13 protein-coding genes and 1 tRNA gene are annotated in these 12,759 nt (G+C 45.3%); 2 read left to right on the top strand and 12 right to left on the bottom strand.

The window, feature by feature from the left end; all coding sequences use genetic code 11:
• Nucleotides 1-32: 32 nt before the first annotated feature.
• From HYX70_01025 to murA, 5 genes are read right to left on the bottom strand one after another with little or no spacing between them, the layout of a single operon-like run.
• Complete coding sequence (locus HYX70_01025; protein MBI2797866.1) at nucleotides 33-869, bottom strand: WecB/TagA/CpsF family glycosyltransferase; 837 nt, start codon at nucleotides 867-869, stop codon at nucleotides 33-35.
• Nucleotides 862-1,989, bottom strand: a complete 1,128-nt coding sequence (locus tag HYX70_01030) for a glycosyltransferase (protein ID MBI2797867.1) — start codon at nucleotides 1,987-1,989, stop codon at nucleotides 862-864. Before HYX70_01030 ends, HYX70_01025 begins: the two co-directional genes overlap by 8 nt.
• The gene (locus tag HYX70_01035; GenBank protein MBI2797868.1) at nucleotides 1,986-3,260 is read right to left on the bottom strand and encodes an O-antigen ligase family protein; all 1,275 of its coding nucleotides are present in this window, start codon (nucleotides 3,258-3,260) and stop codon (nucleotides 1,986-1,988) included. The genes HYX70_01030 and HYX70_01035 overlap by 4 nt, the downstream gene beginning before the upstream one ends.
• The gene (locus HYX70_01040; protein MBI2797869.1) at nucleotides 3,260-4,267 is read right to left on the bottom strand and encodes a rod shape-determining protein; all 1,008 of its coding nucleotides are present in this window, start codon (nucleotides 4,265-4,267) and stop codon (nucleotides 3,260-3,262) included. Before HYX70_01040 ends, HYX70_01035 begins: the two co-directional genes overlap by 1 nt.
• A gap of 44 nt (nucleotides 4,268-4,311) precedes the next feature.
• Complete coding sequence (murA, locus tag HYX70_01045) at nucleotides 4,312-5,574, bottom strand: UDP-N-acetylglucosamine 1-carboxyvinyltransferase (GenBank protein MBI2797870.1); 1,263 nt, start codon at nucleotides 5,572-5,574, stop codon at nucleotides 4,312-4,314.
• Between the two features lie 59 nt (nucleotides 5,575-5,633).
• On the opposite strand from murA, the gene HYX70_01050 reads away from it, so the two are divergent.
• A complete protein-coding gene (locus HYX70_01050; GenBank protein MBI2797871.1) occupies nucleotides 5,634-7,034 on the top strand; it encodes a PEGA domain-containing protein in 1,401 nt (466 codons plus the stop codon).
• Here the strand turns inward: HYX70_01050 and HYX70_01055 are convergent.
• Together HYX70_01055 and HYX70_01060 are read right to left on the bottom strand one after the other, a co-directional pair.
• Nucleotides 7,031-7,831 (bottom strand): RNA methyltransferase, encoded by an 801-nt coding sequence (locus HYX70_01055; protein ID MBI2797872.1) that lies wholly within the window; start codon nucleotides 7,829-7,831, stop codon nucleotides 7,031-7,033. The genes HYX70_01050 and HYX70_01055 overlap by 4 nt on opposite strands.
• A gap of 2 nt (nucleotides 7,832-7,833) precedes the next feature.
• Nucleotides 7,834-8,877 (bottom strand): sortase, encoded by a 1,044-nt coding sequence (locus HYX70_01060; protein MBI2797873.1) that lies wholly within the window; start codon nucleotides 8,875-8,877, stop codon nucleotides 7,834-7,836.
• Nucleotides 8,878-8,943: 66 nt separating this feature from the next.
• On the opposite strand from HYX70_01060, the gene HYX70_01065 reads away from it, so the two are divergent.
• Nucleotides 8,944-9,030 (top strand) — tRNA-Leu (locus HYX70_01065).
• 7 nt (nucleotides 9,031-9,037) lie between these two features.
• Here HYX70_01065 and HYX70_01070 read toward each other — a convergent pair.
• Genes HYX70_01070 through HYX70_01090 form a run of 5 tightly spaced genes read right to left on the bottom strand, consistent with a single transcriptional unit; the run spans nucleotide 9,038 to nucleotide 12,754 of the window.
• The gene (locus HYX70_01070) at nucleotides 9,038-9,916 is read right to left on the bottom strand and encodes a hypothetical protein (protein ID MBI2797874.1); all 879 of its coding nucleotides are present in this window, start codon (nucleotides 9,914-9,916) and stop codon (nucleotides 9,038-9,040) included.
• Nucleotides 9,910-10,305, bottom strand: coding sequence for a hypothetical protein (locus HYX70_01075; GenBank protein ID MBI2797875.1), 396 nt, complete (start codon nucleotides 10,303-10,305; stop codon nucleotides 9,910-9,912). Before HYX70_01075 ends, HYX70_01070 begins: the two co-directional genes overlap by 7 nt.
• A gap of 59 nt (nucleotides 10,306-10,364) precedes the next feature.
• Nucleotides 10,365-10,580, bottom strand: a complete 216-nt coding sequence (gene xseB / locus HYX70_01080; protein ID MBI2797876.1) for an exodeoxyribonuclease VII small subunit — start codon at nucleotides 10,578-10,580, stop codon at nucleotides 10,365-10,367.
• The gene (gene xseA, locus HYX70_01085; protein MBI2797877.1) at nucleotides 10,546-11,766 is read right to left on the bottom strand and encodes an exodeoxyribonuclease VII large subunit; all 1,221 of its coding nucleotides are present in this window, start codon (nucleotides 11,764-11,766) and stop codon (nucleotides 10,546-10,548) included. Before xseA ends, xseB begins: the two co-directional genes overlap by 35 nt.
• Nucleotides 11,756-12,754 carry a flippase-like domain-containing protein gene (locus tag HYX70_01090; GenBank protein ID MBI2797878.1) on the bottom strand — a complete coding sequence of 333 codons (999 nt, stop codon included), beginning with the start codon at nucleotides 12,752-12,754 and terminating at the stop codon, nucleotides 11,756-11,758. Before HYX70_01090 ends, xseA begins: the two co-directional genes overlap by 11 nt.
• Nucleotides 12,755-12,759 lie beyond the last annotated feature (5 nt).

The raw sequence follows: 12,759 nt of genomic DNA on the forward strand, positions 1-12,759 counted from the left end.
TCTTGTTCAAGCTTAAGCGTAAAGCAGATTAACTAGGTGTTTTTGCGCCAGTTAGACCTAGCCTGTCTATGTACAGCCCACACAAATTTAGGGATAGCCAGCTGGCGGCCGATTCGGCTGGGCTGCCGAAACAGCCGCCAGAGCCACTCTAGTCCGGATTTTTGAATCCAAGCTGGCGCCCTCCTAATCTGACCTCCAAGCTCATCATAATCAAAGCTGCCACCCTCACCTATCATCAGCTTGACCCCTACGTATTCGCGATACTTGGCCATAAACAATTCTTGCTTGGGAAAGCCCATAGCCACGAAGAGAATATCTAACTTACTACTAGCTATGTCCGCTACTAATTTTCGTTCATTACTGAGATCATAATACCCACTCCATGATTCGACTCGCGACAATCCAGGAAATCGCTTGATTAAACTCTGAGCGGTCATTTCGTGGTTGATCGGCCCGCCCAAGACCCCTATCTTGTAATGCTTTTTTTCGGCCAACTTTAGAATTGGTACCGTTAAATTAATTCCGGCCATTTTCTCAGGGATTATTTGGTTGCGCCAGGTCATTTTTTGCATATTTACCAAGCCACTCCAAGCTAGTCGGAAGAGATTGGGTCGGCTACGAGGCTTGCCGTACAGGTAGCTGGCTGCCCACTGCAGCGACACTCCATCTGCCAAACAGAGCATAGACTGATTTAGTATTTTCTGAAGCGCAGCATCGTCTTTGGCTAATGATAAAAATTCGACGTAAGGCTTGGTAATGTAGGTCGGTGGACTGCTAGATTCCAATCTGTCCTCGACAATTTTTAGTACTTCTGATTTTGTAACAGGATCGATTAAGACTCCCAGTATATCAACCTGGACTCTATTCATGAGTCCCCTCGATGCTATCTACAACTCTGGCAAGTTTTTTTACGAACCGCTCAGCAGAAAACTTCTTAGCTTGAGCTAGAAGGGTATTTTCACTCCAATTTATCTGCTCTGCCCTAGTGATTGCTTGGTTTAAACTGTCTTCATTGTCTTGGTCGAAAAAAACACCCGTTTCGTTTGCAACTACGGTCTCATTTGCTCCTCCGCCGCGTCGCGCGATCACCGGTGTCGAGGCCGCCATAGCTTCAACTGGCGTGAGGCCAAAGTCTTCGATGTTGGCAAAGACCAATCCTTTGGCCTGCTGCAGTAACTCAATCTTTTTGGCCTCGCTAACTCGACCCAAGAACTTTATGTTTGGCGAGCTAGCTGCCAACTCTATAAGGCGGTCTTTGTCCGGGCCGTCGCCAGCAATCACTAGCGGCAACTTGTTTTTATTGAAAGTTTTAATTACAAGTTCAATGTTTTTATATTTAGACAGTACCGATAATATTAAATAGTAGCTGCCTTTTTCTTGACCAGTTGCGGATTTGAATTGCCCAACATTGACCGGTGGATAAACAACCTCAGCGCCGCGGCGATAAAACTTTCTAATGCGGTCTGCAATATAATTACTGTTTGCTAAAAAATGATCTACCCGATTTGAACCATAGAAATCCCAAAGCCTTACTCTAGAAGTTGTTCGGCTAATAATGAATCGTGAGAGCGGCCCCACCTTGAACGGCCTAATTCGCTGGCCATCTAGATATTTTGGCCAGCTGTCCCACAACATCCGAGCTGGAGTATGACAATAGCAAATATGAACACAGTTTTTGGGTTTTTGAATATTCTTGGCCCAAGCGCTGGAGCTAGACACTATTAAATCGTAACCACTAAAGTCAAGATTATCCACAGCCCTCGGGATAAGCGGCAACATAAACTGCGGTCGCTTCTTTAAGGCACCGGGGGCGTACTGCAAAAAACTAGTTTGGACTTTTCGATCGTTTAGACTCTCGGCAAAGAGCTTTTGATTACATATTAGGCTATAAAGATCAGCTTCTGGATACATTTTAGCAAGCTCAAAAAAAACTCGCTCAGCGCCACCAGACTTAACATTCAGCCAGTCATGAACCAGGGCTATCTTCACTTTTTACGACCTTCTATAACGCCAAAAAACGTAAAGGCCACTAAGGCCAAGCTGCTGTCGGCCCAGCTGTGCAAAAATAAATTTGCTATCAAAATGCCAATAAGTGCCGCTGCTGCGCCTATCAAAATTTCGGTCTTTGGTTGTCGTAGCCAGCCAACTACCAAACTCCCAAAAAGCACCAGATAAGCCAAAATACCCAACCAACCGTATTCATAGCCAATTTGTAAATACCAGTTTTCGGTAATGAGTTGATTTGGGCTATAATAGCTGGCTGGCCCAGCTGTACCTAGGCCGTGACCCCAGGGCTGTTTAATAAACAATTCATAACCCCGTGCTAAGGCGCCGCCACGCACTACGTCGGGTGGCCCAATGGTTTTGTTGCTAAAAAACTGACCATGCAAGAAGATATTTTGAAGCACCACATTGTTGGAGTTACTTAACTGTGGCGCCAACAGAACATAACCTATTAAAACCAACCCAGCTAAGCTGGCGGCCATAATGATCTTAAATTTTGCTGGCAAAAACAAAAATAATACCAGCGTTATTGCCACTATGGCTCCAAGCCAGCTGCTACGCGAGAAGCTTAGGCCAAGCGCTACTAGCAAGAATGCTAATATCGGTAGATAAACTAGCCGTTTGGTTCGAATAAGCGCTGCAAGCGCCAAAGCCACTGGCAATATCATATATGTGCCCATCTGGTTTGGCCCGCCCAAAGTTGCAAAGGCTCTTGCTATGCCGCTACTCGCATCAATTACTTGCAGTGGATTAATAGTCATCGGGTTGTAGCCGATCAGCTGCAGCAGTTGATAAGGTATAACCGTAACCTGCAGAATGGCCAGCACCGACACAATCAGAGCCGGCAATAGAACAAGTCTTAACAGTTTGTTGTCGCCAAAATCAGCCGCATAAGCTTGGGCTATCAAAAACAACCCAAGCGGTACTAGGTTGGTCTTAACGCCAAAAATTAACCCGTTGAGATTCGGCCTGTAAATAATGCTTACTCCTATGCCAAGCAAAATAATAGCTAGAACGGTTAAATTGGTAAAGCTAAATTTAAAAAGAAGTTTTTTTCGCAAGACGCAGTTATACAACCAGATCGCTGCTAAGCCTACAAATAGCACTTCTTTCCAGGCCTGAAAGGCCGCCTGGTATCCAAAAACAGATCCCAGGACTACGCTTAAAAAGGCGTGAAAGGGCATAATTACCAATATTGCAATTAGCCCCCAGACTGACAGTTGATTAAGTAAATTAAGCTGTTTTTTAATCGTCATTAGCGGTTACTCATTACGCTTCGTATATATTCATCTAGATTCTCCATAGCTATACCTGTACCTTTGGCCACACACAACATTGGTTCTTCAGCCACATAACTGGGCACACCGGTTACCTTTGTCATTAGCTTATCAATGTTTTTTAGCATGGATCCGCCGCCAGTCATAATCATGCCCCGGTCGATAATGTCACTTGAGAGTTCGGGCGGGGTCTGCTCTAACACAGCTTTTACTGCCAAGATAATATCGTCTAAGCATTCGCTAATAGCCTCGGTTATGTCGTCGGAACTAAGCTCGATTGTCTTGGGTAGCCCAGATACAGCATCGCGCCCACGGATCTGCATTTTTTGTGGTTTTTTGAGTGGCAGAGCCGATCCAACTTGCTTTTTTATGTCCTCGGCGGTCTGCGAGCCCACCACCAAGCCATGATTCTTACGAATAAAGTCAGTAATAGCGGTATCAACCTTACCGCCACCAATTCGCACGCTATTCTCAGCTACAATTCCGCCCAGACTAATAATAGCCACTTCGGTTGTGCCCTCGCCGATGTCTACTACAAGGTTTCCGGCCGGCGCAGCTATCGGCACATTGGCTCCGATTGCAGCCGCGACTGGTGCGCGAATAATGTAAACCTTACGTGCACCTGCATTTAGGGCGGCGTCGATTACAGCCCTCCGCTCGGTTGAGGTTATGCCGATAGGCACACTTATCATTAGCTCCGGACGAGTTAGCCTGAATTTGCCAGCCACCCGGTTTATTAAAAACTTCAGCAGTGCTTGGGTGATTCTGTAATCAGCAATAACGCCGTCCTTTAGTGGCTTAGAGGCGGTGATTATGTCGGGAGTCCGGCCCAGCATTTCTTTAGCCTCGTTGCCGACAGCGACAATTCGGTTGTCGTCGATGCTGACAGCCACCACTGATGGCTCATTGGCCACAACGCCCTTTTTGGGTACATAAACTCTGGTGTTAGATGTGCCCAGATCTATCGCAATTCGTTTTTTGAGCATAGGCTTATTTTAGCAAATTAGCTATAAGACCAACATGTTGTTGGCTACTGACCATTGTCTATACGTTCTATTTTTGCACCAAGCGACCCGAATCTCTTATCGAGATACTCGTAGCCCCGGTCGATATGTTCAACTCGATCAATAGTCGTCTTGCCTTCTGCAATCAGTGCGGCAACCAGAATTGTTGCACCAGCCCGAATGTCAAAACTAACCAGATCTGTACCATGAAGCTTAGTTGGACCCTTAATTAGGCCCACATGCGTGTCCTTTAGGCTTATATCTGCCCCCATTCTTTGGAGCTCGTACAGATAGCTCAGTCGGCCCTCATACATGGTTTCAAATATTTCAGATTGACCGGTCGCCTGGGTCATTAAAACAGCCAATGGTGCCTGTAAATCAGTTGGTAAGTTTGGGTATGGTTGAGTCTTCACCTTGGTGGATTTTAGCTTGTCAGATGGACAGATTCTAATCTCTGTCGGGCTCAGTATCTCAAAGTTCACATTCATTTCAATAAAAACATTCAGAAGTGCATCGTGGTCGTCCTGAACAAAGCCATCTATCTTAACCTCCCCTTGACTGGCCGCAGCCGCAATCGCCAAGGTACCTGCTTCAAGCTGGTCTGGAATTACTGTCCCCTCACCGCCGTGCAAGATCTCCACCCCCTCTATCTGGAGATTGTGTGTATCTATGTTACTAATCTTTGCTCCTAGTGAGTTTAGAAAATTACATAGACCCACAATATGAGGTTCCATCGCGGCCATTCGAACCTCTGTTTTGCCAGGCGCTAAAACAGCCGCCAGAATAGCGTTCTCGGTTGGCGTAACACTTAGATCGCCCATAATCACCCGAGCCGCTCTAGGCTTGCCTATAAGCTTAACCCTATCTTTAGCTTCAACAACTTTAACACCCATGCTGCTAAGGGCATGGAGATGTCTATCGAGTGGCCGTACACCTATCACATCGCCGCCCGGGGGTACAGTTTCGGCCTGGCCAAACCTCGCAACAGCTGGGCCAAGTACGAGGATAGAGGCTCGCATTTTACCGGCCAATGTCGGGTCTACGCTAGCTGCCTGGGCACTACTGCCGTCTAGGGTTAATGTATTCGCTTGCCGGCCAACTTTTACGTTAAATAATTCCAAGATAGAAGCCATAACCTCGACATCTGAGATACTGGGAACGTTGTAGAGTGTGATCGGCGCATTGGCGAGCAGGGCTGCGGCCATCATGGGCAAAACAGCATTCTTGCTACCACCAACTTTGACCTCACCGTGTAGACGGTTCGGTCCTGTTATGACTAACTTTTGCAAGTGTTTAAAATATCCCTTTATTCGTAGTTAGAGTATAATTGTTCTCGAGACTATAACCCATGATATCACAAAAAACTCGCAATAGTTTGCTTTATATACTGGCCGTTACGGTGATAGTATTCGGCTCTATTTTTCTGGTTTCACTTGCCCAGGGCTATGAGTATGACTTTTTGCGCAATCGTATTCGCTTGACTGGCTTGGTGCTGATCGGTTCCCAACCCAATGGGGCTAGCATTGGAGTTAATGGCAATCAGGTTAAACCCAAGACACCCTATAGAATTGAGAATGTCACGACCGGCAATCTTGAAATTGAATTAAGCAAAAACGACTACCAAAATTGGAAGTCAAATTTTAATGTAAAGGCTGGCGAAGTTACGTTTGCCAACTATGCCTTGCTTGTGCCCAATAAGCTAAATTACACCCAGATTGGTCAGCCTAACACTTTTACCAACCTGGTGATTAGCGAAGACCGTAGGCATCAGTACGCCATTAGTAATAGTCCTGTTGGCATTTGGCGCATAGAAACTAACCGGTTAGCACCGCTTTACTCCCCGCCTGTTGACGGCAACAAGCCCAACCAAAGTGTTACCGAAATAACAGCACTGCAAGCGTCTACTGATGGGTCCAGTTTGCTGTTTCAGCAAAAGACTGCCGACGGCAAATTAAACAACATGTTTCTCAATACAGCCAGCGGCCAACTTACAAATGTCTCTAGCGAGTTTGGATTTAACTTGGCTCAGCTTTATTTCAATCCAGCAAATAGCCGCGAGCTTTACTGGCTTGATAGCCAGAACCTGCGCCGCATAAGTATAGACAATAAGACAGTCAGTGCAGTCTTAATATCGTCGGTTGCATCGCTTCAGCCCAGCCAGGATCGGCTGATGGTGGTTGAGGCGCCAACAGAGCCCAACAAGATTGAACAAAGCTTTTATAGCTATAATTTAGACGGCAGTGATAAAAAACTAGTTGGTACAATTGTGGCCGATCCCGCTGGTTACGACTTGGCCTATGTAAAAGGTAGATTCAATAGCTATGCAGCTGTTAGAGCTCGGTCTAAAAACGACTTTTACTTGGTAAGAAACCCGCAAAGTGACAGCAACAAAGCAACCACGGTATTAACTCGCGATATCCGGTCGTTTAGCTTTAGTCCCAGCTCACGTTTTTTGGTCGTTAACCGTGCTGGTCAACTCAAGACCTATGACCTTGAATTTACACAGATCTATGACAATCGCTACGAGCTTGGTGATTTAAGGCAGTGGCAGTGGTACGATAACTACCATTTGTTGTTGATTATTAATAATCAAGCCAGACTTGTGGATTTTGATGGTCAAAATAGCTATACCATACAGTCATCCGAAGATCAGGTGGCAAACATTGTCCCCCTGGAGTCAGATAAGTACATCGACTATCTGAACAAGGCTGGTAATTTAACCAGAGTCGATCTAGTCCTCAAGCGTTAGCTGCGCTGCCTTAGTGCTTCAAACAATATAACTGTTGCGGCGGCCGAAACATTCAGTGAGTCGACTTGACCGTGCATAGGAATTCGAACCTTTTGCCCGGCCTGGTCTAACCAAGTTTTGGATAGACCAGATTGTTCGGCACCAACTGCAATGGCAATCTTTCCGGTCAAATCAGCTCGAGTATAAGGCTGCTTAGCTGATGGTGTGGCGGCTACAAGCTGTATCTTGTTTTGGGCGCTCCATTCAAAAAGTTCTTGGCTAGTAGCCTGCCCAACTTTTATCGTAAACAGGGCGCCTACGCTGGCTCGAACAACGTTGGGGTTAAAAACATCGGTTACGCCATCACAAATAATTACAGCCTCGGCGCCGGCAGCATCGGCACTACGCAACATTGTACCTAGGTTGCCTGGCTTTTCGACTGACTCTGCAACCAAGAACAATGAGTCAGGATTTACCGGCAAGTTTCTGATTGATGTGTCGAACTGTGGCCCAATAGCAATCAAGCCTTCAGGCTGATCTCGGTAAGCCATCTTTGAAAACACCTCAGCTGTGGTTTGGTAGGTTTTGTAACCACCAGCATTTTGCCCTAAAAGGTTCTCTACAAGCTCTTGCTCCTTAGAGCCAGAATATAGATCAGGGCAAAAATATATCTCATTCAGTGCAAAACCATTTTTGAGAGCTAGGCTGACAGCGCGATAGCCTTCAACTAAGATCAACTGGTTTAAGTCGCGTTGGCGACGACTTTTGAGTCTTACAATGTGTTTGATCTTAGGGTTTTGCAAGCTAGATATAAGCACCCCTACTGCACCTCGGGTAAGCGTTGTTGCTGGGCTTTTGCAGGCGGTACGGAGGTTTCGGTCTGTGCAGCTGGTTGAGGTTTACGACCTGTAACTGTATTCCATAGCTTAGCAAAGAAATCTGAAATCTGACTCCAGATAGAGGGCGCGGCGCTTGGCAGCACAGTATTGGCTGGAGGTTGCGAGGCTGTGTTTTGCTCGGCCGGGCTGGTAGTTTTATCTTGAGTCGCAGCAGGAGCCGGTTCAGTTTGTTTAGCACTCACAATAAAACGCTTCCAGCTAGTGCCAGGGGGTGTACAGGTAATTAGTGTAGAGGTTGGTTCGGCTGTCTGCTTTAATACGCTTAGATCAGTTGGCTCAACAATCTTGGTCGAAGTTACTGTATAGATATATTTGCGAGAATTGTAGTTAATCTGATATGTGTCGCCAGGCGCCAGTTTTTCTAGCAATACAAACACATACTTATAGTTGCCGGGTTGCCACCAATCGTTGCTAGAGTGCCCAAAGAATACGGCGTTGCCAACATCGCCCGGGTTGGCAGTGCCGGCATAGTGAGCCACGCCGCTCTCTAGGGCCTTAAGTACCACAGCCTCATTTATACTATCTGGAAAGACCAATGGAGCCCTAACATTAATTTTGGGAATAATAATTACATTCTCTGGAGTGGTAAGTTGAGCCTGAGCCGGTGCGTTGGTTGTTTGGGTCGGTGTCGGGGTTGGATTAACTTGCTTAGACTGTTGAGTGCTGGGTTTATTGAAGAAAAACAAGAATTGGCTGTAAATAACTTGGTAATTGAAAACGAGCGCGAAGACCACAAAAGCCACCACCGCAAACCGCACATTGCGCCATCTTTGCTTCTTCTTAAAGTCTGCCAACTCATTGGTAACTGCTTGCTTTTTGTCGGCCGATAGCTTTTTGGTTTTAGGACCAGCTTTGGCCAAGCTGTTGCCACGGAGATCAATTTTGGGCACACCCTTGGCTGGGGTTGGGACATTTGAAAGCTCACTTATCTCGAGCTCGGGCTTTTTTTTGTTGGCTTTACTCATACTTTGGCAAAATTATCATAATCTATTATAATACAGTAACCTGATTTGTTGCGACCCCAATGGTCAGCCGCGGTGGTGGAACTGGTAGACACGCGGGTCTCAAAAACCCGTGAGGGCAACCTCATGAGAGTTCGAGTCTCTCCCGCGGCACCAACTGCCATTATTGATACTTTTCTAAGACTGCTTGTAGCTTCTTGTCTAAGGAGCTATTATTTGTTTTAGTAACTTGGCGCAGCAAAAATGCAGCTGTTAGACTGCGCTCTAAAAAGTCATGTTGCCAAAGCCTGGAATCAGCCAACAAACAGCTTAAGATTGCAACCACCATAGTCTCTACTTCAAGCTTGTTAGTAGTTTTGAAATTTGTCACCCCAAACCTACCAGACTGGGCTGGGTTGCAGCTAATGACTTGGCTGGTTTCGTAGCAGACAACTGGCCAGCTCAACGAGTCAGCCAGAAGTCTTATTACGCTCAGCTTGTTGTTAATACCAGCTCCGGCTTTTAGACTTACAGCTAGATTAGCCATATTGGCAAGTCTAATTAGGCTCTTAGTGTCAAGAACAAATACGCCCTTGTGGTTTTTCAATAATCCGGGCGAGGTCTTTACTATTGGCAAAAGACTATTGGTAGCCAATATTGGTGTTTGTGTAGAGCTAATAACCTTCTCAACTAGGATTTGGTACTTGCTGCTTATTTCTAGCTCAAGTCCCATTATTACAAATGCTGAATCATTAACAATCTCCATAACTTGCTCGGTGTTGGCAAAATGAAGCTCGTTTTTGATATCCGGCTTTAGAAACACGTCGGCCGGAACATCGCGAGTGCGCAGGGCATGAGCAGCGATAAGCCGGCTATGATGATTCATGATGTTTATAAGCTGGTAGGCATCGTGAATTTGTTTGAGCTTGGCATGGCGGCCGGCCAAGAGTGTAATGTTGCGCGCCCTCAATCTATTAATAGGTCGTTCAAATAAGATGTTTCTAAACAACAACTCATCTTGTTGGCGCACGATGTTTACTGGGGTTGGAGCGCTATCTAGCATTCGGAGTATAGTCGGGCTAGGCTGGCCGGTAGATAATCGGCTATAAGCTGGGAGTGGTCACGACTCGATAGTATCTTCAAGGTTTTGAAGTAAGCTTTTAGGCTATTCTTTAGTTCATTTTCATCGGTCAAGCCCGACTGGATCATGGCCGAGCGTACAAAGCGGTCTATCTCGAATTCACCCTGTATATCACTAAGCTTGTGGCCAAATAGTCGTCTTTTTGGCCACAAATAATGCGGCATGGCGGCAAAAACCTGTTGGCGGCTACGCTCATTAAGATTCATGTATAGCGAGTTGGTGATAGCCACGGCAATGTTTTTGGCCTCGATCTCATTGGTCAAGTTGGCGTACTGCTTTATTAGGGCCAAGAAATAGTCTGGTGCTTGCATGTTTTATCCTAAATATTTTGGCCAATCATACCACGCGCCAAAGTGTTTAGCTAGCTTAACTATTTTTCGAAATTTTGCTTTAAGGTTGCAACTCGATTTTTGGCAGTTTGCAGATAACTCTTTAATTCTTTTGCCAGTTCGGTGCCACGTTCAAACCTAGCAATGGCTCTTGCTAGGTCAACCTCACTGCTCTCTAGATAGTCGGTTATCTCCTCTAGCTCCTTCAGGCTATCACTAAAATTAAAGTTTGCCCCGGTGTCTTTTTTTGTGCTCATCGTTTCTTCTTTCGCCCTTCAGCTGCTTGTTGGTTCGACGCAGGCTCACCTTTCCTTGGTGCAATTGTAGCACAATTGTATCTGTAGCCGAAACTTGATCAGCAGAATGCACAACATGCGAGCCGACAGTAGCAATACTGTAGCCACGAGCTAATATTGCTTTGGGATCTAAGCTTTGTAGCAACCTACATATTGAGGCTAGCTTGAATTCTTTCTCAGCCAAAATGTTTTCTAGTGCCGTCTGCAGCTTGTTAATTTTCTGTTCGACCGTTTGTGAAATTTCTATAAAATTATTTCTAAATGCGAGTTCAAATTTGTCTATGCCATAGAAGCACTGTTCGATTTTGCTAATAATCTGGTGCGACATAACATATACCGAATCAGTTAGAGTGTCTATTACAGCATTCTTGTCGGGCACTAACCGCCTAGCCGCATCACTAGGTGTGGCAGCTCTTAAATCGGCAGCCAGCTCGGCCAAACTCACATCGTCTTCGTGGCCTATAGCAATTAGTGTAGGTACTTTGGATCCAAACACCGCCCTTACAACCGACTCTGTATTAAAAGCCTGGAGGTCCTCGGCGCTGCCACCACCGCGAATAATCACCAGTACATCAAACTTAGCCGAACGAGCACTAAAGTACTCAATCGCCCGGGCAATTTGATCCGGCGCCTCGGCGCCTTGCACTTGAACTTGGGCATGAATAACCTCTAACCCAGCCCAACGATCGTCTAAAATTGTCACAAAATCATTAAAAGCTGCAGCCTGTCTGGAGGTTATTAAGCCAATCCGTCTCGGATGGCTGGGCAATGCCCGCTTTCTCTCGATCGCAAACAAACCCTCGCGTGTAAATTCAGCCTTCAAAAGTTCAAAAGCCTTCTTTACGGCGCCCTCGCCAGATAATTCAAGTGATTTTACGGTTAAACTAAACTTTCCCCATTTAGTTAATCTGGGTGCACACCTAATTTTAACTAGCATGCCGTCTTCTACCTTGGTTTTAAGCTGAAAGATTGGCATAAAACAACTAATGACCGAGTCGTCGTCTTTTAGATCAAAAAACACCCACTTCTTCTGACTAATTTTGAAGCTTGCAACCTCGCCCTCAATCATTATCTCAGGGTAAGCAAACTGCAAAGTCTGATTAAGAATTGCATTAAATTCGCTAACTGTTAAAACCTCAGTCTCCATCTATCACCCCGTGCTTGTACAAATAAACTCCAGCCGGCACAAACAGCCACAGCGCAATGCTACGGTAGACAATTGTTACAGAAAGAGCTAAGTCAAAACTTACTCCTAAACCTACAAAAGTTGCAATCATGGTAGCCTCGAATAACCCTACCCCAGCGGTAATAATTGAAGCCAGCGATGCCGCCTGTGCCAGCGTATAGCCGGCAATAACAACACTTGGATTTATCCAGGTGCCAAAGGCCAAGAAAACAACATAGACACTAGCAAAATCAAACAACAACATAAGTAAAATGTGCCAGAATGACGGTCCGAGCTTTTGCCAGTTATCCTGTATAAAAAATAAAGAATCGTGAAACTGATCAATAAACTCTGCGACCTTCTCATCGGTAATCTGTTGCTTGTGAGATTTGCGCAACAGCCAATTAACAGGCCTTAGAACAATCACAATAGCTTCAACCGTAAAATTCTTGTTGTAAATAAATATCAGCATGCCTATGCAGACCACCAGTAAGGCAAATAAAACTACCAGGGTAACCCTGGAGCTAACTCTAATCACCCTGTTAGACAATAATAGCAACACAAAAGCCACGGCTAAACTTGCCACTAAGGCAATAAATAGCAGCACATAGTAAAAGAACTGAGCCAAGGTTATGGTTGATGAGCTAACATCTTTACCAACCTGCTTTCGTAGGTAAGATAGGCCCGATATGCCGCCGCTGGGAAAAATAATGTTTACAAAGTTCATTGCAGTGACCGCCCTAAACAAATGTTTAAAGTTTGTTTTTTGTTTAAATATGGCAAAAAATGAAGCAAAGAACTTACTGTTTTCCCGATAATAAAGAAACCGTAGTGGCAGGATTAGAATTAGTATGAAGATGTTTAATTTTTCGAGGGTTGAAATAAACTTCTGGATTTGACCGAACTGGCCTATTAAAAGCCCGGCCACAAGAATTAAGCCTAAAAAAAATAGAAGCTGGCGCAATTTCATAACTA

This window comes from Candidatus Saccharibacteria bacterium (genome assembly GCA_016191105.1).
Lineage (GTDB): Bacteria > Patescibacteriota > Saccharimonadia > CAILAD01 > BJGX01 > JACPPH01.